Source organism: Sinomonas sp. R1AF57 (assembly GCF_002224485.1).
In the GTDB taxonomy this organism is placed as follows: Bacteria; Actinomycetota; Actinomycetes; order Actinomycetales; family Micrococcaceae; genus Sinomonas; species Sinomonas flava.
On record NZ_CP022463.1, the window covers coordinates 225,477 to 246,787 of the forward strand.

The following is a 21,311-nucleotide window of genomic DNA, read 5'->3' on the forward strand; positions in this document are numbered from 1 at the left end:
ACAGGAGACCACCATGACCACGCCCCGCACCGCCGAGTCCCGTTCCACCGAGCCCAGGCTCGTCGTCGACTTCGACAAGCTCCTCACCATGGCCGGCGCCGACCTCGGCGCGACCGACTGGATGGAGATCACCCAGGACCGCGTCAACCTCTTCGCCGACGCCACCGACGACCACCAGTGGATCCACACCGATCCCGAGCGGGCCAAGGACGGCCCGTTCGGCGCTCCGATCGCGCACGGATTCCTGACCCTCTCGCTCGTCATCCCCTTCTGGGGCGAGCTGTTCGACGTCGAGGGCGTCACGACGAAGGTCAACTACGGCCTCGACAAGGTCCGCTTCACCTCCCCCGTCAAGGTCGGCTCCAAGGTCCGCATGGTCGGCACCATCGCCGAGGTCTCCGAGGTCAAGGGCGGCGCGCAGATCAAGGTCAACGCGACCATCGAGATCGAAGGCCAGGAGCGCCCTGCCGTCGTCGCCGAGTTCCTCGCCCGCTTCTACAAGTAGGCCCCTCGGTCCAGTCCATCCCCGTCCGCCCCGCCCCTAGGAACCTCCAATGTCTGGAACCCTTCAGCTCACGCACATGAGCACGAGCGCGCAGCGCAAGGAAGCCCGCCGCGTCATCCTGTCCAGCTACCTGGGCAGCACCATCGAGTTCTACGACTTCCTCCTGTACGCGACGGCCGCCGCCGTGGCGTTCCCCAAGGTCTTCTTCGCCGGCACAGATCCCTGGGTCGGCGTCGTCGCCGCGTACGCGACCTTCGCCGCCGGCTATGTGGCCCGCCCGCTCGGCGGGATCATCTTCGGCCACTTCGGCGACAGGCTGGGCCGCAAGGGGATGCTCATCGTGTCCATGGCGGTCATGGGCATCGCCTCGACCCTCATCGGATTCATCCCGGGCGCGAACGTCATCGGGCCCTGGGGCGCCGTGATCCTGGTGCTGCTGCGCGTGCTCCAGGGCATCGCCGTCGGGGGCGAATGGGGTGGGGCCGCGCTCATGGCGCTCGAGCACTCCGATCCCAAGCGGCGGGGCTTCGCTGCGTCGTTCGTCAACGCGGGCGCCCCCTCCGGGGCGGTCCTCGGGACGGTGGTCATGGGCATCTTCTCGGCTCTGCCCCAGGACGCCTTCCTGGCCTGGGGCTGGCGCGTGCCGTTCCTGCTCTCCTTCGCGCTCCTCCTGGTGGGCATGTTCGTCCGGGTGAGGATCTCCGAGAGCCCGATCTTCGCCGCCGCCGTCGCCGCCGAAGCGTCCAAGGGCGCCGGGCAGCGCGCTCCGAAGGCGCCGCTGCTGGCCGTTCTGAGGCGTCCGAAGGCGCTGGTCTTCATCATGCTCGCCGGCGCCGCGGGGTTCGGCCTCCAGGTGGTGCTGCCCACGTTCTCGGTGACCTATGCCGTGTCCAAGGGCGCGCCGCAGCAGGGCGTGCTCTACGCCTTCGCCGCGGCCTCGGCCATCTCCATTGCCTTCGTGCTCCTGGGCGGCCGGATCTCGGACCGGCTGGGACGGCGGCCCGTCATGGTCGTGGGACTCGTCCTCTTCGTCGCGTACCTGTTCCCGATGTTCGGCCTGCTCGGATCGGGCAACGTGTGGCTCGTGCTGCTCGCCTTCACGGTGGCCCTCATCCTGCACTCGACGCTCTACGGGCCGCTGGCCGCGTTCGTCTCGGAGCAGTTCGGCACCACGTCCCGCTACACGGGGGCGGCGCTCGGCTACCAGCTCGCGACCCTCATCGGCGCAGGCTTCACCCCCGGCATCGTCGCCTCGCTCTACAAGGACTCGGGCGAGAGCATCGGAGCGGTCGTCGCGTTCCTCGCCGTGATGTCCATCGTCTCCGCCGTGTTCATCCTGCTCACGCGGGAGTCCAAGGACAACGACCTCACCACCGTTCGATAGGACTGACGCCATGTACAACAACGGAGTTGGCTCCTGGCTCCACCGCCGCCGACCCAAGTCCGGTCCCAAGGTCGCCCTCGTGGCGGGGGAGCTCGAGCTCACCTACAACGAGCTGTCCGAGCGGGCGGACCGACTCGCGAATGCCCTGCGTCGCCGCGGGGTCGCCCGCGGCGACAGGATCGCCTACCTCGGAGAGAACGACCCGGCCTTCGTCGAGACCTTCTTCGCTGCCGGCATCCTGGGCGCCATCTTCATCCCGCTCAACACGCGCCTGGCCGCGCCCGAGCTCCAGTACCAGCTCGAGGACTCCGGCACGAGGCTCCTCGTCCACGGTGCCGCCCTCGACGCCCTCGCCGCTGCCGCGGTCGAGGGGACCGGGGTGCAGCGGCGGCTCGTCGTCGGCGCCGCGCACGACGCCGGCACCGCCACCGCTGGGACCGGCGCCGCCGGCGTCGAACGCTACGAGGACGCGCTCGCCGCGGCACCGGCCGAGGTGATCGACGAGGCCGTGACGCACGACGACGGCGCCATGATCCTCTACACCTCCGGCACCACCGGCCGTCCGAAGGGTGCCCTGCTCACGCACGGCAACATCACATGGAACTGCATCAACGTGATCACGGACATGGACGTGAACCGGAACGACATCGCGCTCATGATCTCGCCGCTGTTCCACGTGGCCTCCCTCGACATGGGGCTCCTGCCGATGCTGCTCAAGGGCGCCACGGTGGTGCTCGAGCAGAAGTTCGATCCAGGCCGGACGCTCGAGCTCATCGAGAAGCACCGCATCACGGCCCTCAGCGGCGTGCCTACCACCTACCAGCTGCTGGCCGAGCACCCCGCCTGGGCGACGACGGACATCAGCTCGCTCGACAAGCTCACGTGCGGCGGCTCGGCGGTCCCGATGCGGGTCCTCGAGGCCTACGAGGAGCGCGGCCTCGGGTTCTCCAACGGCTACGGCATGACCGAGACGGCCCCCGGGGCAACCACGCTTCCCGTGTGGCGGTCCAAGGAGAAGGCAGGCTCCTCCGGGCTCGCGCAGTTCTTCACGGACGTGCGCATCGTCGACCCGATCGGGGAGGTCCTCGCGCCGGGGGAGGTGGGAGAGATCCAGATCTCCGGCCCCAACGTCATCAAGCAGTACTGGAACCGCTCAGAGGCGACGCGGGACTCGTTCGCCGACGGCATCTGGTTCAAGTCCGGGGACATGGGCTACCTCGACGAGGAGGGCTTCCTCTTCGTCTCGGACCGGCTCAAGGACATGATCATCTCCGGGGGAGAGAACATCTACCCGGCAGAGGTCGAGGCGATCATCGTCGAACTCGAGCAGGTCGCATCGGTCGCCGTGATCGGCGTGCCCGACGACAAGTGGGGCGAGGTGCCCAAGGCCATTGTGACCGTCCGCGACGGCATGACTCTGACCGAGGAGGAGGTCCGGGCACACCTCGACGGCCGGCTCGCGCGGTACAAGATCCCCAAGTCGGTCGTGTTCGTCGAGGAGATGCCGCGCACCGCCAGCGGGAAGATCCGCAAGACGGAGCTGCGCAAGCAGTACGCGGGGTAGGCGGCGCGGTAGCAGGCAACGACAGGCCGGCGGGCCCGGTAGGCTGGCAGTCCCGAACTGGAGGAAGCACGCCATGTCCCTGTTGTCCGTCACCATCGTCGGGGGCGGCCTGGCCGGCTTCACGACCGCGAAGGAGCTGCGCTCGCGCGCTTTCACCGGGGCCATCACGATCGTCGACCCTGAGGGCCTGCCCTACGACCGCCCGCCCTTGAGCAAGGGCTACCTCCTCGGCGCCCGCGGCGCCGAGGCCATCCAGCTCTCCAAGGCGGAGTGGTTCGCGGAGAACAGGGTCGACGTCGTGAGCGGCACCGTGGTCGAGCTCCGCCCCGACCAGGGCGAGGTGGTCCTCGAGGACGGCCGCACCATCGCGGCCGCGGCGATCGTCCTGGCCACCGGGGGAGCGGCCCGCCGGCTCCCCATCCCGGGCGGGGACCTCGACTCGGTCCTCGAGCTGCGCAGCAGGGAGGACGCCGACCGCCTGCGCGCACAGCTGCAACCCGGCACCCGCTTGGCCGTCATCGGCGCGGGCCTCATCGGCGCCGAGGTGGCCTCCTCGGCGCTGCGGCTCGGAGCCGAGGTGACGCTCATCGACCCCGTCGACCCGCCTTTGGCCCCTGCCGTCGGCCCGGAGCTCGCCCGCCGCCTCCACGACATGCATGCGGCCGAGGGAATCAGGGTAGTCACCGGCCTGCCCACGGGCATCACGCGCGACGGCGGCGAGCACCGCGTGCGGCTCGCGTCCGGCGAGACGGTGGCCGCCGACGTCGTCCTTGCAGGCATCGGCATCGTGCCCCGCATGGCGCTCGCGGAAGCGGCCGGCCTGGCGGTGGACGACGGCGTGCTCGTCGACGAGTCCCAGCGGACAGCGCACCCGCGGGTCTACGCGGTGGGCGATGTGGCTCGGACCCGGCTGCCGGACGGGACCCTCATGCCGCGTGCGGAGCACTGGGAGCATGCCATGAACACGGGCACGACGGCGGCCGCAGCGCTCCTCGGCCACGAGCGTCCCGAACATGGGGCGAGCTGGTTCTGGTCCGACCGCCACGGGGTCCACGTCGAGGGAGTCGGGTCGATGACGGCCGAGGGCACGACGGTGCTGCGGGAGGTGGACGGCGTCCCGACCGTGGCCTTCCGGATCGACCCCGACGGCTACCTCGTGGGCTGCGCGGCGGTCGACGGCGGGACGGCCGTGCGCGCCGCACGGCGCATGATCGACCGGCGCATCAAGGCCGATCCCGCGGATCTGGCGAACCCCGCCGTCAGCCTCAGGACGCTCGCCCGCTAGCTACATCTGCCCGTACTTGGCCCGCGCGGCCGAGTACAGCCCGAAGCAGGCCAGTCCCACGGCGACGATGCCGAGGATCCACGCCCCGTACGGCTGCGCGGCGAGGCCCTTGAGGGCGCCGTCGAGCCCGGTCTGCTCGGAGGCGTCGAAGCGCAGCGCGGCCACCGTCACGAGGATGCCGACGATGCCGAGGGCAACCCCCTTCGCGGCATATCCCACGACGCCCACCGTCTCCACCGGCTTCCGTGCGGTGCCGTGCGGGGAAACCTCTGTGTCCAAGAACTTCCGGCTCACGCCGCGCCAGACGTAGTACACCCCCGTCCCGACCACCACGAGCCCGAGGATGACCAGGACAACCTGCCCTCCGGGGGCCGCGAGAATCGTGGCGGTGATCTCCTGCGACTTCTGGCGCGAGTCCTTGCCCGCACCCAGCGCATAGGAGAGGAACAGCCCGCCGATGGCGAGGAACACAGCGGCCTTGCCGGCGGCAGAGAGCACGTCCCACGTCCCCTCGGACCTGCTCCGGGCGGACAGGATCGCCTCGCTGATCCACCACAGGGCGAGCGCGGCGCAGCACAGGGCGGCCACCCACAGGACGACCAGGCCTCCGGGTGCCCCGGCGATCTGCTGGATGGCGCCGCTCTGGTCGGCGTGCTCGCCCTGGCCGCCCAGCGCGATCCTCAGTGCGAGGTAGGCGATGATCAGGTGGAGGAGGCCGACGAAGACGAACCCGCCCTGCGCGAGCGCCCGGCCGCCCTTGGACCGGGCCGCCCGGACGGTGCCGCTCGCCGCATCGCGCGCGGCACCCTTCGCTGCCCCGCCCATTGATCCCCCCGCCTCGGTGCCCCCTGGCATGGAAGCCTCCTCATCGTCGTCGTGCGCCTATTTTCGCGGCCCCGGGCGCCGCTTCGGTAGACTTGGGTGGCAAGAGCCCCGGCCTTCTTGCTCTTACCCCTCGAGGTGCGCAGTGGAACCGGGGCCTTCGCATGTAGGCCGACGGCCAGCCGGGCCGTGGGCGGTGTCCCGGGGAGGAATCCATGCCAGCAATCGTGATCGTCGGAGCCCAGTGGGGTGACGAGGGCAAGGGCAAGGCCACGGATCTGCTGGGTGGCCGAGTGGACTACGTCGTCAAGCCCAACGGCGGCAACAACGCCGGGCACACCGTGGTCGTCGGCGGGCAGAAGTACGAGCTCAAGCTCCTCCCGGCCGGCATCCTCAGCCCCAACGCGGTCCCGATCATCGGCAACGGCTGCGTGGTGAACCTCGAGGCGCTCTTCGAGGAGATCGAGGGCCTCCAGGCCCGTGGCGGCGACACCTCCCGGCTGCGTGTCTCCGCCAACGCCCACCTCGTCGCCCCCTACCACCAGACGCTCGACAAGGTCACGGAGCGCTTCCTCGGCAAGCGCGCGATCGGGACCACCGGGCGGGGCATCGGTCCCGCGTACATGGACAAGGTCGCGCGCCTCGGCATCCGAGTGCAGGACGTGTTCGACGAATCGATCCTGCGGCAGAAGGTGGAGGGCTCGCTCCGCCAGAAGAACGAGCTCCTCGTGAAGGTCTACAACCGCCGCGCCGTGATCGAGGAGGAGATCGTCCAGTACTTCCTCTCCTACGCCGAGCGGCTCCGCCCCCTCGTCATCGACTCGACCTATGTCCTCAACCAGGCGCTCGACGACGGCAAGGTGGTCCTCATGGAAGGCGGCCAGGCCACCTTCCTCGACGTGGACCACGGCACCTACCCCTTCGTGACGTCCTCGAACCCGACCGCGGGCGGGGCCTCGGTGGGCTCCGGCATCGGCCCGACCCGCATCTCCCGCGCGATCGGGATCATCAAGGCCTACACCACGCGCGTCGGCGCCGGCCCGTTCCCCACTGAGCTGTTCGACGAGATGGGCGAGTACCTGCAGAAGACGGGCGGCGAGTACGGGGTCAACACCGGCCGTCCGCGCCGCTGCGGCTGGTACGACGCCGTGCTGGCGCGCCACGCCTCGCGCGTCAACGGCTTCACGGACTACTTCCTCACCAAGCTCGACGTGCTCACCGGCATCGAGAGGATCCCGGTGTGCGTGGCGTACGACGTCGACGGCGAACGGCACGACGAGATGCCCATGACGCAGACCGAGTTCCATCACGCGAAGCCCATCTTCGAGTACTTCGACGGTTGGACCGAGGACATCTCCGGGGCCAAGACCCTCGAGGACCTCCCGGCCAACGCCCGCGACTACGTCCTCGCGCTCGAGAAGCTCTCGGGGACCCGCTTCTCTGCCATCGGGGTGGGCCCGGAACGCGATCAGACCATCGTCGTGAGGGACCTGATCGACTGATCTGAAAAAAACTTCCGGGAGCGCGTAACCCCATCGCGCCCTCGAGCGATTACCCAAGTGCAAGCCGGGCTGGAATCTGTCCCCCATCATGTTCCAGCCCGGCTTCTTCTCTGTCTCGGTCCGGCCGTCGGCGCAGCTGGCTGACGGCTAGACTGAGCGGGTCCTGTCCGCCGCAGGAGTCTGCAGAGGGAACCCCGTGCTAGAACCCATCACCGACGCCGATCTGGCGCCGGGCGCCTGGACGGAGCATGAGCTCTTCACGCTTGTGTACCGTGTGCTGGCCCCTGCCGTCATGGGCTACCTCGCGGGGCGCGGCGTCGACGATCCGGAGGCGCTGACGCAGGACGTCTTCGTGACGGTCCTGCCTCGGCTCGGCAGCATCAGCGGCGGGGCGTCCGGACTGCGGTCGTTCGTGTTCTCGGTGGCGCATGCGCGGGTCGTGGACCACTACCGGCGCCACGAGCGGCGTCCCAGGAGCGTGGACTACGACCCCCTCCTGGACGGGCGCCTCTCCAGCTCGGCGGAGCACGAGGCGCTCGTGGCCACCGGCAATTCGGACGCCGAACTGCTGATCGGCAAGCTCAAGGGGGACCAGAGAGAGGTGCTTCTCCTGCGCATCGTGGGAGAGATGAGCATCGAGGAAGTGGCGTCCACGCTGGGAAAGACGCCCGGCGCCGTCAAACAGCTCCAGCGCAGGGCCCTCAAGGCGCTGCGGGAGCACGTGTCCGAGGAAGAGTGGGTCCGATGAGTGCATCAATGACGCAGGTGGAGGCGGTGCTCGCGGAGGAAGGGCTGGAGCACGACGCCGAGTTGCGGCGTGCGCTCGCACAGCTCCCTTCGCTGCGCCCGGCAGTGGCGCCCGGACTCTCGCCGGAGCTCGCAGCGGTGTTCTCGCGCGCCGCCGGCGCGCCGCGGGCTGACGTTCCGGTGACGGCGCAGCTCGCCGTCGTGCCCAGTGCCGCGGTGATCCAGCTCAGCCGTGCCGAGGCGCGGCGTGCCGAGGCAGCGGCGGCATCTGCTGCCCGGCCCCGGTGGCGCCGGCGCGGCGCCGTGATCGGTGCCGTCGTCGTCGCGGGCATGGGCCTGGGCGTCAGCGGCGTCGCGGCCCTCAGCTCCCAGGGCTGGGAGGCCTGGCCGTCTGGCTTCGCCCACGTCCTGCCGTCCGAGTCCGCCACGCAGGACACGAACCCGGAGACGCCGGAGGCGCCCGCGCACTCCGACGCCGCCGCGGTGCAGCCAGCGCAGCCAGAGTCTCCGGCTGCGAAGTCGGCCGCGGACCCGGGCGCTGCCCAGAGCTCCCCGGGCGCCGGCCCCCAGGACGCCAACGCGCAGGGCGGGGACCAGACCCGACCCAAGGGCGGCGCCGGCAGTTCGGGGACCCAGGGCAGTCAGGGCGGCAACAGCCAAGGCGGCAACAGCCAGGGCGGCACCGGGCAGGGCGGCAGCGGCCAGACCGGGCATCAGGGCAACAGCCAAGGCAGCAACCGCTAGGCAGGTTTCGGCGCCCAGTGCGCCGCGGACGGCGGGGATAGCATGGGCTCATGCGGCACGTGAACGACCCTGCGGTCATCGAACGCCTCATGGACACGCCCGGCACGTGGGCGATCGTGGGCCTCTCCCAGAACGAGTGGCGAGCGGCGTACTCCGTGTCCCTCTTTGTCCGCGACACCCTCGGGCACCGCGTCATCCCCGTGAACCTGCGGGCCGAGGAGGTCCATGGCGAGAAGGGCTACGCCGCCCTTGCCGACATCCCGTCGGACCGCCACCCGATCGACGTCGTGGACTGCTTCGTGAACTCGCGGAAAGTCGGCGCCGTCGTGGACCAGGCCATCGCGGTGGGGGCCAAGGCGGTCTGGCTGCAGCTCGGCGTGGTCGACGACGACGCGGCGGACCGCGCCAAGGCGGCCGGCCTCGACGTCGTCATGGACGCGTGCCCCCAGCGTGAGATCTGGCATCGCCGGAGGCCTGCCTGATGGACGCGCGGGCCCTGCGGAGCCTGTGCCTCGGCTTCCCGGGAGCCTACGAGGACTTCCCCTTCGGGCCGGAGGCCTCGGTCTTCAAGGTCAGGGCACCGTCCGGCGGCGACGAACGGCGCGGCCGCATGTTCGCGCTGTCCGTGCTCGACTCGGCGCCGCTCAGCGTTGCGCTCAAGTGCGACCCGGTCCTGGCCGTCCAGCTCCGGGCCGTGCACCCCGAGATCACGGGGGCCTGGCACATGAGCAAGAAGCACTGGAGCGACGTGCGCCTGGACGGGGACCTGACGGACGAGGACGTCCGCGACCTCGTCGAGGACTCCTACGACCTGGTGGTGGCGGGCCTGCCGAGGGCCCAGCGGGAGGCGCTGGGCTGGAGCGGCCTTGCGCGCTGAGAGCGCTGCTAGGGTGGGGACCGAGCCCCCGCCCGACCTCGTCAGGAGGCCCGATGCTCGACCAGACCACCCTCGATTCCCTGTGGGACTTCGATGATCCCGCCGCCTCCGAACGCCTCTTCCGCGAGGCCATCGAGGACCCTGCCTACGACGCCGTCGAGCGGCGCGAGCTGGCCACCCAGCTCGGGCGCGCCATCGGGCTCCAGGGCCGGTTCGAGGAGGCCGATGCCCTGCTGGACGGGATCGACTGCGAGGCAGACCCGACGATCGGGGTGCGCGTCCTCCTCGAGCGCGGCCGGCTGCTGAACTCCGCCGGACGCGCCGCGATGGCCGTGCCGCTCTTCGAGCAGGCCGCGGAACTGGGCGAGCACCTCGGGGAGGAATACCTGGCCGCCGACGCGTTCCACATGCTCGCCATCGCGGACGCCGCCCACGCCGAGTCCTGGGCGCGTGCCGGCATCGAGTACGCCCGCGAGGCGCACAGCCCCCGGGCGCAGCGGTGGTGCGCCTCGCTGCATGGCCACCTGGGCTGGCTCCTGCTCGACGCCGGGGAAGCCCACCGGGCGCTCGTCGAGTTCCAGCTCGCCGAACAGTGGGCCGCCCGGGTCGGCACTCCCGCGCAGGAGGAATGGGCGCGGGAGGGAATCGCGGCATGCCGCGCGGTCGAATACGGTGGATGAGCGAATCCGAAACCACGGAAGGACCCCATGTACTTCATCGTCGTGAAGTTCGAGACCAGGCCCGAGTCGACGGAGCAGTTCCCTGAGATCGTGCGCGAGTTCACCGAGAAGACCCGCGAGGAGCCGGGCAACCTGTTCTTCGAGTGGTCCAGGTCCCTCGAGAACCCGGCCGAGTACGTCCTCGTCGAGGCGTTCACCGACGAGGGCGCCGGCCCGCACGTCCAGAGCGAGCACTTCGCGAAGGGCCTCGAGGCCATGCGCCCGTGCCTGACCAAGACCCCGAGCATCGTCTCCCGTCAGGTCGACGGCAACGGCTGGGACGCGATGGGCGAGCTGCAGATCGACTGAGCCCGCCCACCCCGCCCCCGTCTGGGGGTCACCTTCTGGGGGTCACCTTCTGGGGGTCACCTTCTGTGGGTCACCTCCAGGAGGTCACCTACCGTCCATCAGTCGGCGACGAAGTACATGCGCTTGTTCACGAACTCGTCCATGCCGAGCGGGCCGAGCTCGCGGCCGAAGCCCGAGCGCTTGACGCCGCCGAACGGGATCTCGGCGCCCTCCGCGGAGGGGAGGTTGACGTTCGCCATGCCGACCTCGAGGCGCTGGGCGACGCGCTCCGCGCGGGCGGTGTCCGCCGAGAAGACCGAGCCGCCCAGCCCGTACGGGGTGTCGTTGGCCAGACGGAGCGCGTCCTCGTCGCTGCCCACCTTGTACACCACCGCGACCGGGCCGAACAGCTCCTCCTTGTAGGCGCGCATCTCGGGCGTGACGCCGGTGAGGACGGCGGGGGAGAAGTACGCCGCGTCGCCGTCGGAGAGCTCGCCGCCGGCGTGCAGGGTGGCGCCCTTCTCGACGGCGTCGCGCACCTGGGCGGCGAGGCCCTCGGCGGCGGCACGGGAGGAGAGCGGGGCGAACGTTCCCTCGGCACCCTCCGCGGGGTTGCCCGGGGTGAGGCCCTTCGCCCGCTCGGTCAGCCGTGCGACGAAGTCGTCGAAGATGTCCTCCATGACGATCATGCGCTTGTTGGAGTTGCAGGCCTGGCCGGTGTTCTCCATGCGCGTCTCCCACGCCGTGTCCGCGAGGGCGCGGACGTCGGGGGAGTCCAGGACCACGAACGGGTCCGAGCCGCCGAGTTCGAGCACAGCCTTCTTGAGGTTCTTGCCCGCGAGCTCGCCGATGATCGCCCCGGCGCGCTCGGAGCCGGTCAGGGAGACGCCCTGGATCCGCGGGTCCGCGATGATGTCAGCAATCTGCGCGTGCGAGGCGAAGACGTTCACGTACGCGCCCTTCGGCAGGCCGGCGTCGTCCATGATCTCCTGGATCGCCAGCGCCGAGCGGGGGCACGACTCGGCGTGCTTGAGGATGACCGTGTTGCCGAGCATGAGGTTCGGCGCGGCGAAGCGGGCCACCTGGTAGTACGGGTAGTTCCACGGCATGATCCCCAGGAGCGGGCCGACGGGCAGCTTCTGCACGACCGCGCGGCCGCCGGCGAACGTCTTGATCTCGGTGTCCGCGGCGAGGCCCGGCCCCTCCTCGGCGAAGTACCGGAAGATGTCCGTGCAGAACTCGGCCTCGCCCTTGGCCTCCGAGAGCGGCTTGCCCATCTCCTCGGTGATAATGGCAGCGAGCTTGTCCGCCCGCTCGGTGAACAGCTCGCCGATCCGCGCGACCACCTTGGCGCGCGCCTCGATCGGGGTTTCACGCCATGACTCGAACGCGGCCTGGGCCGCGGCCAGGGCCTCCTGGACCTGCTCGTCGGTGGCGGTCGGGAACGTCTCGACGACCTCGCCGGTGGCCGGGTTCAGGACACGGTAGCCGGGCTCGTCGCGGGTGCTCGCAGTGCTAGTCATGGCACCATCTTGCCCTGTTCCGTGGCGCACATCACTGTGCTTAAGCACGACGCCGGCCGGTCGCCTTCTGTGCGGAAGGTGACCGGCCGGCGTCGTGCGTGCGGTGAGTACGGCGCTAGGACAGGACCTGGCGCTTGCTCGAGATGACCCCGGTGTTGAAGCCCGCGAGGTGCAGGCCGCCGTGGAAGCGGGCGTGCTCGATCTTGACGCAGCGGTCCATCACGACGTTCATGCCTGCCGCCTCGGCATCGGCCGCGACCTGCTCGTGCCACGAGCCGAGCTGGAGCCAGAGCGTCTTGGCGCCTACAGCTTTGGCCTCCTCGAGGACGCCGGGGATGTCGTCGTGGCGGCGGAACACCTCGACGAGGTCCGGCGCCTCGGGCAGGTCCGCGAGGGATGGGTAGACCGGCTGGCCGAGGATGGTCTTCAGCGCCGGGTTGACGAAGTAGACGGTGAACTTCGTGGAGGAGAGCAGGTACGTCGCGACGAAGTAGCTCGCCCGGCTCGGCTTGTCGGACGCTCCGACGATCGCGATGGACTTGGTCTCGCGCAGGATCTGCAGGCGCTCCGGGGCGGTCGGGCCGACCCAGGTCCGGTCCGCGGTCTCAACGGTCGCGCTCACTTGGCGCCCCCTTTCAGCGGCAGGGAGCACGCCTCGCCGTCGTACGTCGGTGCAGCGAACTCCTCCTCAAGCTCGTCCACTTCCTGGCTGGCAGCCAGCGCCTGGTCGAGGTCCCAGATGATGTCCTCGACGTCCTCGAGCCCCACGGAGAAGCGGATGAGGTCCCCGGGCACGCCCGCCGCGACGAGCTGCTCGGCGGAGAGCTGCTGGTGCGTGGTCGAGGCCGGGTGCAGCACGAGCGTGCGGGCGTCGCCGATGTTGGCCAGGTGCGACGCGAGCTGGAGGGCCTCGATGAAGCGGGCTCCGGCCTCGCGGCCGCCCTTCACGCCGAAGCTGAACACGCTCCCGACGCCGAGCGGCAGGAGGCCCTGGGCGAACTCGTGCTGCGGGTGCGAGGGCAGGCCTGCGTAGTTCACGTAGGTCACGCGCGGATCGGCCTCGAGCCACTCGGCGACCGCCTTCGCGTTGGCGAGGTGCGCGTCCATGCGCTGCGGGAGCGTCTCGACGCCCTGCAGGAGCTGGAACGCGGACTGCGGCGACAGGGACGGGCCGATGTCGCGCAGCTGCTCGGAGCGCAGCTTCATGAGGAAGCCGTACTCGCCGAAGTTGCCCCACCACGTGACGTTGCCGTAGCTCGGCACCGGCTCGGTCATCGAGGGGAACTTGCCGTTGGCCCAGTTGAACGTCCCGGACTCCACGACGACGCCGCCGAGGGTCGTGCCGTGGCCGCCGAGGAATTTCGTGGCCGAATGGATCACGATGTCCGCGCCGTGCTCGATCGGCCGGAAGATGTACGGCGGCGTCAGCGTGGAGTCCACCACGAGCGGGATGCCGTGCTCGTGGGCGACGGCGGCCAGGCCGGCGACGTCGGCGATGTCGCCCGAGGGGTTGGCCACCACCTCGGTGTAGACGGCCTTCGTGTTCTCGCGCAGGGCGGCCTTGAACGCGGCCGGGTCCGTCGAGTCCACGAACGTGGTCTCGACCCCGAAGCGGCGCAGGGTCACGTCGAGCTGCGTGATCGTGCCGCCGTAGAGCTTGGAGGAGGCGACGATGTGGTCCCCGGCCTGGGTCAGCGCGGCGAACGTGATGAACTCCGCGGCCATGCCCGAGCTCGTCGCGACCGCCCCGAGGCCGCCTTCCAGGGACGCGATGCGCTCCTCGAACGCCGCGACCGTGGGGTTGCCGATGCGCGAGTAGATGTTGCCGTACTTCTGCAGCGCGAAGAGGTTCGCGGCGTCGTCCGAGTCCTTGAACACGAACGAGGTGGACTGGTAGATCGGAACGGCCCGGGCGCCGTGCTCGGCGTCGGGCGTGCCGCCGGCGTGCAGGGCCCGGGTGCGGAACCCGAACTGGCGCTCGGCCATCAGGCGTTCGCCCCGGCAGCCTGGAAGCCGGTCACCGGCAGCAGGTCGGTGCGCAGCTCCGTGCCGTTCCTCCGGGCCAGGTCCGCCTCGAGCTCGCGGACGATCGGGAGGACGTCGCGGCCGAACGCCTCGACCTCCTCCTGGAAGTGCAGGTAGCCCGTGAGGAACAGGTTCACGCCGATCTTCTTGTACTCGACGATGCGCGCGGCGATCTGCTCCGGGGTGCCGATGAGCTTGGTGCGGAAGCCGTCGTTGTACTGGACGAGGTCCTCGAAGGTCGAGTCCTCCCACATGCCCTTGCCGTCCTTCGTGGACTGGCCGGCCTCCTTGACGGCGGCGGCGAAGCCCTCGACGGCCGGCTTGTGCGCCTTGGCGATGATCTCGCGCAGGGTGTCCTGGGCCTCCTTCTCCGTGTCGCGGGCGATCACGAAGCCGTTGAGGCCGAAACGCGGGGCGGCGGGGGCCGTGCGGCCAGTCTGGGCGGCGGCCAGGACGCCGCGGATGTTGTCCTTGAACGGCTCGAGGTCGCGGCCGTTGGAGAAGTACCAGTCCGCGGTGCGCCCCGCGGCGGCCTGCGCGGCCGTCGAGTTGCCGCCGAAGAAGATCTCCGGGTGCGCGCGGCCGGGGATGTCCAGCGGGGCCGGGTTCAGCGTGAAGTCGGTGATGTTGTAGTACTTCCCGGACTGCGAGTAGCCCTGCTGCGTCCACAGTCCGCGGAGGACGTTGATGAACTCCTCGGTGCGCACGTAGCGCTCGTCGTGCTCGAGCCACGGCAGGCCGAAGTTCACGAACTCGTCCTTGAGCCAGCCGGAGACGATGTTCACGGCGGCCCGGCCGCCGGAGAGGTGGTCCGCGGTGATGATGAACTTCGCGAGCACGCCCGGGTGCCACATGCCGGGGTGCACGGCGGAGATGACCTTGAGCCGTTCGGTCGCGCCCAGGAGGGCGAGGCTGAACGACGTCGCCTCGTGCTGCTTGTCCGCGCCGTAGCTCGCGGCGTAGCGGGTCTGGGTCAGGGCGTACTCGAACCCGGAGTCCTCCGCGATGCGGGCGAGCTTCTTGTTGTACTCGAACTCCCAGTTGGTGCGCTGCTCGATGGTCGAGACGACGAGGCCGCCCGAGACGTTGGGCACCCAGTACGCGAACTTCAGCGGGGTCTCGAAGTCGATGCGGTGGTCGGTCATGCTGCGCTCCTTGGAACTCGGGCGCGACGTGCAGCGCAGGATGTGGCCTGATCGCTCACCATCGCTTCTGGCAGTAGCACCTTTGGCTCCGTCTGCGGCGCCAGGGTTGCTGCGGCGTCACAGATCCAGATCTCTCGGCCGCTCGGGATGGTCCTTCCGATTGTCGCCAGAGGGGCCGTAACGAGGCAAATTATTTCGTCACACTCGCGCTCGGCCCGCCGGCGCCGAATACTGTTCGACGGCGTGCGCCCGCCGATGGCCCGCCGGAGAGGGGATGCACACATGGGACGCACGACGCCGGGCGGTGCCTCGTACGCCGAGCTCGCCGAGCGCTTCGCACCGGTCTTCGACCGCATTGCCGAGGGTGCCTTGGAGCGCGAACTGGGCCGCACGCTGCCGTTCGAGCAGGTCGAGTGGCTCAAGGAGGCCGGGTTCGGCCGCCTCCGGGTTCCGGTCGCATATGGGGGCTTCGGGGCCTCCGTCGAGACCCTCGTGCGCCTGCTCATCGACCTCGCCGCCGCGGACTCGTCGGTGGCGCACCTGCTGCGCTCCCACTTCGCGTTCGTCGAGACGATCTCCCTCCAGGACGACGCGTTCCGCGCGCGGTGGTTCGGCCGCGTCGTCGACGGCGTGATCTTCGGCAACGCCGCGACCGAGCGGTCCGGCAACGCCCTCGGCACGGTCGCGACCAGACTCGTGCCCGCGGACGACCGCGGGTACCTCCTCACAGGCGAGAAGTACTACACGACCGGGACGATCTTCGCCGACTACGTGGCCGTGATGGCGTCCCCCGAGGGCGGGAGCTCGCGGCTGTACGCGATCGCCCCGACCCGGCACGCCGGCGTCGAGATCCGCGACGACTGGGACGGGTTCGGCCAGCAGATGACCGGGACGGGGACGGCCCTGTTCCGCGAGGTCCCGATCCCCGCCGAGGACACCGTGCCGCGCACCGAGTCCACCACCCACGAGCCGGCGTTCCTGCAGCTCATGCTCCTGTCCGTGCTCGCCGGGATCGGCAAGGCCGTGGTGCGGGACGCGTCGTCGCTCGTCGCGAAGCGGACCCGCACGTTCTCCACGGGCTCGGGCCAGCTGTTCCGCGAGGACCCGCTCATCCTGAACCTCGTGGGGCAGCTCGCCGCGAAGTCTTTCGCTGCGGAGTCGTCGGTGCTGGCGGCCGCCCGCGAGCTCGACGACGCCCTCGCGCTGGGACCCGACGCGAGCGCCGAGGACCGCTACGCGCGGGGAGCGGTCGCCGTCGACCTCGCCCAGGTGGCCGTGCCGCCGCTGGTGATCGACGCCGCGCAGCAGCTCTTCGACACGGCCGGCGCCTCCGCGGTGTCCCGGGGGAAGGCGCTGGACCGCCACTGGCGCAACGCGCGCACCGTCGCGACGCACAACCCCGTCGCGTTCAAGGCGCGCGGGCTGGGGGACTGGTTCGTCAACGGCGTGTCCCCGGTCGCGCTGCACAGCATCGGCGAGGCGACGGCCGGGGTCCCAGCCTCCGCCGGCTAGCTAGCCCCTCGTTGCGGGGTCACATCCCTAGCCTCTCAGGCCCCCGGTCCGGAGGTTGAGGGGTCATGTCTCTAAGAACAGGAATCCGCTCTCTAGAGATATGACCCCTCAAGGCAGGGACATGACCCCGCAACAGGATCAGGCGCGGGCCAAGAGCTCCTCGCCCACACGGCCACGCTGGTAGAACACCTCCCGCCCGGCGCGCACCGGCTCGGTCAGCCCCGACTCCGCGAGCACCTTGAGGTGCGCGTTGACCGTCCCGGCGGCGAGGTCGAGCGCGCAGGCGAGCTGCGTCGTCGTCATCGGGACGTCGAGCTGGGCCAGGATCTGCGCCCGGGTGCGCCCGAGCAACCGCGAGATGGGGGACTCGCGCGTCTCGCGCGTCGCCTCCCACAGCCGCCCGACGCCGCGGGGAGCGTAGGTGATGGTCGGCACGAACGGGGCGATGTTGAGCACGAGCGTGTTCGGCCACACGAACGCGTTGGGCACGAGGATAAGGCCGCGGCCCGGCTCGGGCAGGTCCGTGGCCTCGCAGCCGCGCGTGATCTCGAGGCCCGTCTCGGTGGGCCGCACGCTCGGGTGGAGCGTCTTGAAGACCTCCTGGATGCCGTGGTGCGAGAGCTCCTCGAGCCGGGAGTCGATGTCCGCGAGCAGGACCGAGCGCAGCCTCGGCCAGTAGGGCTCGACGGCGGTCGCCCAGTACCAGCGCAGCGCCGCGACGATCCGGGGCACGGCGGCGTCGATGTCTGCGCGGAGCTCCTCGAGCGTGGCCAGGATGGTCCCCGTCGGCTTGCGGCGCTCGAGGTAGCCGAGGTCGCGCAGCCACAGCTCGCCCGGGACTGCGGCGACGGCATCGAGCGCGTCGGCGAACGAGTCCCCCCGCTCGGGCGTGGGCGTGAGCGAGTCGGCGATGAAGCCCTGCGGCTGCACGAGCGTGGTGAGCAGGCGCAGGTGCTCGCGCGCGAGGGGGTCGCCGCTGCCCGTGATGCGGCGGCGTGCCTCGGTGACCCACGGCCGGTGCAGGGGCGTCCCCGCCTGCAGGGCCCGCAGGCTCGTGACCGTCTCCCACAGCGGTGACGCCTCGAAGCGGACCCTCGTGAGGTCCTCGTGCGTGAGCGTGATGAACATGGATCCAGCGTAGGAACGCACGCCCCTCAGGGCGAGGATTCGGTGAACGCCGAATCGTTTCGGCCGCCGGGAGTGCGGCGCACACTCGTGGGCATGGCAACGAACACCCGCACCCAGCACTCCACCGAACCGCTCGACCGGACCCTGCATCCGCTCCGCCCCACTACGCGTCGGCCCGTCCGCGACCCGCATCGCGACGCCGGAGGGCCGCTCGCGGGTGAGCGCGCGACGCCGGTCGGGAACCCGCCGTCGTCCCCCCGCCTGCCGCTCGCGGAGCCTGACGCACCGCGGGCTCCCCGCCGCGCTGACCGGCCCCTCGTCGCGCCGACGACGCTTCCGGACCACTCCGGCGACCTCCTCGGACTGCCCGACTTCTCGGCGCTGCGCCGCCGCTTCCACCGGGCGTGGGCGTGGCTCGCGGGGCAGTTCGGCGCGGCGGCCGAGGTCGATGCGCGCCTCCGCGCCCGCCGGGACGAGGATTCGGCCGCTATGCTGCGCGCCGGTGTCGCCCCGACCCCGTTCGCCTGAGGCCGTTGACCGCAGCGCGTTGGGGCCGCACCCTTGCGGCATGGACGTTCCAGAGCTGCAGGGCGTGGACGTGGACGGCCTCCGCGTGGCGTACCGCCGGGCGGGGAACGGCCCGCCGCTCGTCCTGCTGCACGGGGCGTACGAGGACAGCCGCATCTGGCAGTACCAGCTCGCGGGCCTCGCCGACGAGTTCACCGTCATCGCCTGGGACACCCCCGGCTGCGGCGGCTCGGACGACCTTCCCGGTGGCTTCACCGGGAGCCTCGGCGCGGTCCTCGCAGACTTCCTGACGGGGCTCGGGCTCACGGGCGCGACCAAGCCCCATGTGCTGGGCCTGTCGTTCGGCTCCACGGTCGCGCTGGACCTCGTGCGGGTGGCGCCGTCCGCGGCCGCGACGCTGATCCTCGCCTCGGCCTACGCCGGGTGGGCCGGGTCGCTGCCCGCCGAGGAGGTAGAGCGCCGGTACTCCCAGGTCCTCGCCGAGCTCGAGAAGCCCGCCGCCGAGGTCATCCCTGCATGGCTTCCGACGCTCTTCAGCGAGCATGCGCCGCCCGAGGCCGTCGACCTCGTCTCCAGGGTCATGGCGGACTTCCGGCCTACGGGGATGCGGTCACTGCTCGAGCTGGCCGGGCGCGCAGACCACCGCCCCGTGCTTCCGACGGTTTCGGTCCCCACCCTCCTCCTCTACGGATCGAAGGACGTCCGCTCGCCGGTGGCGGTCGGCGAGGCGATGCGGGAGGCCATCCCGCAGGCCCAGCTCGCCGTCATCCCGGGCGCCGGGCACCTGACCTTCCTCGAGGAGCCCGACGCCTTCAACACCAAGATCCGGCGGTGGATCCGGGCACACCCCGGCCCCGCCCACACGGTGGGGCGGGTCTAAAATGTGAGTGCTGGGCAGCGACGCCGGGAGGCGCTTGACCGGGTGCGGCGCCGCGGGCGGTCGACTCCACGTCCCCCACGACTGAGAGAGCACCGGCATGGGACCCCAGCATGGCGCACGACGGCGCGCAGCGGCTGTGCTCGCACTCTTCCTCTCGCTCTCGGGCTGCGCGTACGCTGCTCCGGACCCGGCGCCGCCCGCTCCCGCGCCCGGCCCGATGGACTCGCTGGACAGCCAGGCCAGGCTGCTCATCGACAACGGTGCCGTGGCCGCCGTCGTGCAGGTCCGCTGGCCCGGGGGAGAGTGGTCGCGGGCCTACGGGGTCCGCGACCTCGACACGAAGACGCCAGCCCAGCCGGATGACCGCGTGCAGGTAGCCGCCGTCACGGCGTCCATGACCGCGGTGACCGTGCTCAAGCTCGTCGATGACGGGCTGATCGGCCTCGACAGCCCCGTGAACGACGTGATCCCGGGCTTCACCACCTCGCTGAAGCCTCCGGGCCCGATCACCGTGCGGCAGCTGCTGAGCCACACCTCCGGCCTCCCAGACTTCAACGACGCGCTTCCCGGCGACCCCGACTTCAGGCCACTGCTCGACCGGCCGATGACCATGGAGCGCGCGCTCGAACTGGCGGGCACCCTCCCGTGGACCGCCGCCGACGTCGGAGGGTTCCGCTATTCGGACACCAACTACGCTGCACTCGGGCTGCTCGTCCAGACGCTCCGGCACCGTCCCTTCGCTGATGTCCTGCGGGACGAGGTGATCTCACCGTTCGGGCTCTCGAAGACCAGCATGGGCCGGGCCGATGTCCACGCGGCCGATCTCCTCCACGGTTATGTGACGTTGCGCGGCGAACGGATCGATCTCAGCGACAACACGTTCTCCGCTGGAATGCCGTACAACGGAGCGGTCTCCAGCATGGCAGACGTGAACACCTTCTTCGGCGCGCTGTTCCAGGGCAGGCTCGTCTCCGCGCCGTCTCTGGCGGAGATGGAGAAGAGCCCGAGGCCGGGGCTCCCGTACGCACTCGGGCTGTGGGTGCACTCCGGCTGCTCGACGAATGATCGCTACGAGAGCCGCGGTGCCTTCTGGCACACCGTGACGGTGGCGGTGGCGAGCGACGACGGCAGGTACCAGGCGGCCATGAGTGTCTCGGTCAAGCCCGTCGCGACCGACCTCGAAGATCCCGACACCGCACGCCAGAGGGAGCTCTACGGGGAGCAGGTCGAGTCGTCACTGAACGAGACGCTGGATCGCCTCTGCCAGTCCTGAGGCGGCGCTATGACCTCGCCAACAAGAACTTGATGCGTCAACTACGACAGCGTAGAGTAATCGTTGAAACATCAACTACTCTCCTGCGAGGCATCATGTCCTGGTTCTCCAAGCTCTTCGGCAAGTCCGACTCCGCCGCTGCCCACCGCGCTGACGCGCCCGTCGTCGAGGCCGCCCCGTCTGCCGAGGTGGCGGAAACCCCGGCGACCGTCCCCGCCGAGGTCCCCGGCGCCGTCGTGCGCGCCGGTGCGCCCCGAATCGCCGTGGTGACGGGCAGCACCCGCCCGGGCCGCAACAACCTCCAGGTGGCCGAGTGGCTCGTGGCCCGCGCGGGCCAGCGCGGCGACGCGGTGTACGAGCTCGTGGACATCGACTCGTTCAACCTCCCGCTGCTCGACGAGGCCTTCCCGGCCGCGTACGGCAACTACCAGGGCGAGCGCACCAAGGCCTGGGCCGCGAAGATCGCCGAGTTCGACGGCTACGTGTTCGTCACCGCGGAGTACAACCACTCGACGACGCCGGCCCTCGCCAACGCGCTGAGCTTCCTCAACGCCGAGTTCGCAAACAAGGCCGCGGGCATCGTCGGCTACGGCTCGGCGATGGGCGCGCGCGCCGTCGAGCACCTGCGCGGCATCCTGTCCGAGCTGCAGGTGGCTCACGTGCAGAAGACCGGCATGTTCTCGCTCTTCACGGACTTCAAGGACTTCTCCGTCTTCACCCCGACCGAGCAGCAGGCCGCCTCGGTGGACCCGATGCTGGACCAGCTCGTGGCCTGGACCGTCGCATTCGCCAAGGTCCGCGCGGGCGAGTTCGAGGCCGTCGCGGTCTGACCCCGCAACGGTAGGGACGGGACCCCGCAA

The 21,311-nt window shown here is 70.5% G+C and carries 22 protein-coding genes and 1 riboswitch; of the genes, 16 read left to right on the plus strand and 6 right to left on the minus strand.

Annotated features, from left to right (window positions below; translation table 11 throughout):
* Positions 1-13: 13 nt before the first annotated feature.
* The 4 genes from CGQ25_RS01135 to CGQ25_RS01150 all read left to right on the plus strand — a co-directional run bounded on the left by CGQ25_RS01135 (position 14) and on the right by CGQ25_RS01150 (position 4,738).
* Positions 14-505 (plus strand): MaoC family dehydratase, encoded by a 492-nt coding sequence (locus CGQ25_RS01135; protein ID WP_304442227.1) that lies wholly within the window; start codon positions 14-16, stop codon positions 503-505.
* Between the two features lie 49 nt (positions 506-554).
* Positions 555-1,889: an MFS transporter gene (locus CGQ25_RS01140; RefSeq protein ID WP_208711427.1), complete on the plus strand. Its 1,335-nt coding sequence runs from the start codon at positions 555-557 to the stop codon at positions 1,887-1,889.
* A gap of 10 nt (positions 1,890-1,899) precedes the next feature.
* Complete coding sequence (gene menE, locus CGQ25_RS01145) at positions 1,900-3,453, plus strand: o-succinylbenzoate--CoA ligase (RefSeq protein ID WP_208711428.1); 1,554 nt, start codon at positions 1,900-1,902, stop codon at positions 3,451-3,453.
* A gap of 73 nt (positions 3,454-3,526) precedes the next feature.
* The gene (locus CGQ25_RS01150; protein WP_208711429.1) at positions 3,527-4,738 is read left to right on the plus strand and encodes an NAD(P)/FAD-dependent oxidoreductase; all 1,212 of its coding nucleotides are present in this window, start codon (positions 3,527-3,529) and stop codon (positions 4,736-4,738) included.
* On the opposite strand, the gene CGQ25_RS01155 is transcribed toward CGQ25_RS01150, so the two are convergent.
* The gene (locus tag CGQ25_RS01155) at positions 4,739-5,563 is read right to left on the minus strand and encodes a DUF1206 domain-containing protein (protein ID WP_208711430.1); all 825 of its coding nucleotides are present in this window, start codon (positions 5,561-5,563) and stop codon (positions 4,739-4,741) included.
* 212 nt (positions 5,564-5,775) lie between these two features.
* Between CGQ25_RS01155 and CGQ25_RS01160 the strand changes: the two genes are divergently transcribed.
* The 7 genes from CGQ25_RS01160 (at position 5,776) to CGQ25_RS01190 (ending at position 10,458) form a co-directional block, all read left to right on the plus strand.
* Positions 5,776-7,062: an adenylosuccinate synthase gene (locus tag CGQ25_RS01160; protein WP_208711431.1), complete on the plus strand. Its 1,287-nt coding sequence runs from the start codon at positions 5,776-5,778 to the stop codon at positions 7,060-7,062.
* Between the two features lie 196 nt (positions 7,063-7,258).
* Positions 7,259-7,810 (plus strand): RNA polymerase sigma factor, encoded by a 552-nt coding sequence (locus CGQ25_RS01165; RefSeq protein ID WP_255405485.1) that lies wholly within the window; start codon positions 7,259-7,261, stop codon positions 7,808-7,810.
* Positions 7,811-7,818: 8 nt separating this feature from the next.
* A complete protein-coding gene (locus CGQ25_RS01170; protein WP_208711432.1) occupies positions 7,819-8,553 on the plus strand; it encodes a hypothetical protein in 735 nt (244 codons plus the stop codon).
* Between the two features lie 50 nt (positions 8,554-8,603).
* Entirely contained in the window at positions 8,604-9,035 is a 432-nt protein-coding gene (locus CGQ25_RS01175) for a CoA-binding protein (RefSeq protein WP_208711433.1), read from the plus strand.
* Positions 9,035-9,430: an MmcQ/YjbR family DNA-binding protein gene (locus tag CGQ25_RS01180; RefSeq protein ID WP_208711434.1), complete on the plus strand. Its 396-nt coding sequence runs from the start codon at positions 9,035-9,037 to the stop codon at positions 9,428-9,430. Before CGQ25_RS01175 ends, CGQ25_RS01180 begins: the two co-directional genes overlap by 1 nt.
* 53 nt (positions 9,431-9,483) lie before the next feature.
* Entirely contained in the window at positions 9,484-10,110 is a 627-nt protein-coding gene (locus CGQ25_RS01185) for a hypothetical protein (RefSeq protein ID WP_208711435.1), read from the plus strand.
* Between the two features lie 27 nt (positions 10,111-10,137).
* Positions 10,138-10,458: a putative quinol monooxygenase gene (locus tag CGQ25_RS01190; protein ID WP_208711436.1), complete on the plus strand. Its 321-nt coding sequence runs from the start codon at positions 10,138-10,140 to the stop codon at positions 10,456-10,458.
* A 98-nt stretch (positions 10,459-10,556) separates the two neighbouring features.
* Here the strand turns inward: CGQ25_RS01190 and CGQ25_RS01195 are convergent, their stop codons facing one another.
* From CGQ25_RS01195 to sfnG, 4 genes are all read right to left on the minus strand, one after another.
* Complete coding sequence (locus tag CGQ25_RS01195; RefSeq protein ID WP_208711437.1) at positions 10,557-11,960, minus strand: NAD-dependent succinate-semialdehyde dehydrogenase; 1,404 nt, start codon at positions 11,958-11,960, stop codon at positions 10,557-10,559.
* 115 nt (positions 11,961-12,075) lie between these two features.
* Positions 12,076-12,582, minus strand: a complete 507-nt coding sequence (locus tag CGQ25_RS01200) for a CoA-binding protein (RefSeq protein ID WP_208711438.1) — start codon at positions 12,580-12,582, stop codon at positions 12,076-12,078.
* A complete protein-coding gene (locus CGQ25_RS01205) occupies positions 12,579-13,946 on the minus strand; it encodes an O-acetylhomoserine aminocarboxypropyltransferase/cysteine synthase family protein (RefSeq protein WP_208711439.1) in 1,368 nt (455 codons plus the stop codon). Before CGQ25_RS01205 ends, CGQ25_RS01200 begins: the two co-directional genes overlap by 4 nt.
* The gene (gene sfnG / locus CGQ25_RS01210) at positions 13,946-15,130 is read right to left on the minus strand and encodes a dimethylsulfone monooxygenase SfnG (RefSeq protein WP_208711440.1); all 1,185 of its coding nucleotides are present in this window, start codon (positions 15,128-15,130) and stop codon (positions 13,946-13,948) included. The genes CGQ25_RS01205 and sfnG overlap by 1 nt, the downstream gene beginning before the upstream one ends.
* Before the next feature lie 55 nt (positions 15,131-15,185).
* A riboswitch (SAM riboswitch) is annotated at positions 15,186-15,284 on the minus strand.
* A 128-nt stretch (positions 15,285-15,412) separates the two neighbouring features.
* Between sfnG and CGQ25_RS01215 the strand changes: the two genes are divergently transcribed.
* Positions 15,413-16,642: an acyl-CoA dehydrogenase family protein gene (locus tag CGQ25_RS01215; protein ID WP_255405487.1), complete on the plus strand. Its 1,230-nt coding sequence runs from the start codon at positions 15,413-15,415 to the stop codon at positions 16,640-16,642.
* 138 nt (positions 16,643-16,780) lie between these two features.
* Here the strand turns inward: CGQ25_RS01215 and CGQ25_RS01220 are convergent, their stop codons facing one another.
* The gene (locus tag CGQ25_RS01220) at positions 16,781-17,770 is read right to left on the minus strand and encodes a helix-turn-helix domain-containing protein (protein WP_208711441.1); all 990 of its coding nucleotides are present in this window, start codon (positions 17,768-17,770) and stop codon (positions 16,781-16,783) included.
* 93 nt (positions 17,771-17,863) lie between these two features.
* On the opposite strand from CGQ25_RS01220, the gene CGQ25_RS01225 reads away from it, so the two are divergent.
* From CGQ25_RS01225 to CGQ25_RS01240, 4 genes are all read left to right on the plus strand, one after another.
* Positions 17,864-18,298 carry a hypothetical protein gene (locus tag CGQ25_RS01225; protein ID WP_208711442.1) on the plus strand — a complete coding sequence of 145 codons (435 nt, stop codon included), beginning with the start codon at positions 17,864-17,866 and terminating at the stop codon, positions 18,296-18,298.
* A gap of 40 nt (positions 18,299-18,338) precedes the next feature.
* Positions 18,339-19,178 (plus strand): alpha/beta fold hydrolase, encoded by an 840-nt coding sequence (locus tag CGQ25_RS01230; protein ID WP_255405488.1) that lies wholly within the window; start codon positions 18,339-18,341, stop codon positions 19,176-19,178.
* A 97-nt stretch (positions 19,179-19,275) separates the two neighbouring features.
* Complete coding sequence (locus CGQ25_RS01235) at positions 19,276-20,451, plus strand: serine hydrolase (protein ID WP_208711443.1); 1,176 nt, start codon at positions 19,276-19,278, stop codon at positions 20,449-20,451.
* 95 nt (positions 20,452-20,546) lie between these two features.
* Positions 20,547-21,281 carry an NADPH-dependent FMN reductase gene (locus tag CGQ25_RS01240; RefSeq protein WP_208711444.1) on the plus strand — a complete coding sequence of 245 codons (735 nt, stop codon included), beginning with the start codon at positions 20,547-20,549 and terminating at the stop codon, positions 21,279-21,281.
* The last annotated feature ends 30 nt before the right edge of the window (positions 21,282-21,311 follow it).

What these genes read in the sequence shown, in the direction of transcription:
- CGQ25_RS01205 (WP_208711439.1), bottom strand. Translation starts at nt 13,946, where the DNA reads ATGGCCGAGCGCCAGTTCGGGTTCCGCACCCGGGCCCTGCACGCCGGC.
- CGQ25_RS01190 (WP_208711436.1), top strand. Translation starts at nt 10,138, where the DNA reads ATGTACTTCATCGTCGTGAAGTTCGAGACCAGGCCCGAGTCGACGGAG.
- CGQ25_RS01220 (WP_208711441.1), bottom strand. Translation starts at nt 17,770, where the DNA reads ATGTTCATCACGCTCACGCACGAGGACCTCACGAGGGTCCGCTTCGAG.
- CGQ25_RS01175 (WP_208711433.1), top strand. Translation starts at nt 8,604, where the DNA reads ATGCGGCACGTGAACGACCCTGCGGTCATCGAACGCCTCATGGACACG.
- CGQ25_RS01195 (WP_208711437.1), bottom strand. Translation starts at nt 11,960, where the DNA reads ATGACTAGCACTGCGAGCACCCGCGACGAGCCCGGCTACCGTGTCCTG.
- CGQ25_RS01150 (WP_208711429.1), top strand. Translation starts at nt 3,527, where the DNA reads ATGTCCCTGTTGTCCGTCACCATCGTCGGGGGCGGCCTGGCCGGCTTC.
- CGQ25_RS01155 (WP_208711430.1), bottom strand. Translation starts at nt 5,563, where the DNA reads ATGGGCGGGGCAGCGAAGGGTGCCGCGCGCGATGCGGCGAGCGGCACC.
- CGQ25_RS01140 (WP_208711427.1), top strand. Translation starts at nt 555, where the DNA reads ATGTCTGGAACCCTTCAGCTCACGCACATGAGCACGAGCGCGCAGCGC.
- CGQ25_RS01235 (WP_208711443.1), top strand. Translation starts at nt 19,276, where the DNA reads ATGGGACCCCAGCATGGCGCACGACGGCGCGCAGCGGCTGTGCTCGCA.
- CGQ25_RS01185 (WP_208711435.1), top strand. Translation starts at nt 9,484, where the DNA reads ATGCTCGACCAGACCACCCTCGATTCCCTGTGGGACTTCGATGATCCC.
- CGQ25_RS01180 (WP_208711434.1), top strand. Translation starts at nt 9,035, where the DNA reads ATGGACGCGCGGGCCCTGCGGAGCCTGTGCCTCGGCTTCCCGGGAGCC.
- CGQ25_RS01240 (WP_208711444.1), top strand. Translation starts at nt 20,547, where the DNA reads ATGTCCTGGTTCTCCAAGCTCTTCGGCAAGTCCGACTCCGCCGCTGCC.
- CGQ25_RS01215 (WP_255405487.1), top strand. Translation starts at nt 15,413, where the DNA reads ATGGGACGCACGACGCCGGGCGGTGCCTCGTACGCCGAGCTCGCCGAG.
- CGQ25_RS01160 (WP_208711431.1), top strand. Translation starts at nt 5,776, where the DNA reads ATGCCAGCAATCGTGATCGTCGGAGCCCAGTGGGGTGACGAGGGCAAG.
- CGQ25_RS01225 (WP_208711442.1), top strand. Translation starts at nt 17,864, where the DNA reads ATGGCAACGAACACCCGCACCCAGCACTCCACCGAACCGCTCGACCGG.
- CGQ25_RS01170 (WP_208711432.1), top strand. Translation starts at nt 7,819, where the DNA reads ATGACGCAGGTGGAGGCGGTGCTCGCGGAGGAAGGGCTGGAGCACGAC.
- menE (WP_208711428.1), top strand. Translation starts at nt 1,900, where the DNA reads ATGTACAACAACGGAGTTGGCTCCTGGCTCCACCGCCGCCGACCCAAG.
- CGQ25_RS01230 (WP_255405488.1), top strand. Translation starts at nt 18,339, where the DNA reads ATGGACGTTCCAGAGCTGCAGGGCGTGGACGTGGACGGCCTCCGCGTG.
- sfnG (WP_208711440.1), bottom strand. Translation starts at nt 15,130, where the DNA reads ATGACCGACCACCGCATCGACTTCGAGACCCCGCTGAAGTTCGCGTAC.
- CGQ25_RS01135 (WP_304442227.1), top strand. Translation starts at nt 14, where the DNA reads ATGACCACGCCCCGCACCGCCGAGTCCCGTTCCACCGAGCCCAGGCTC.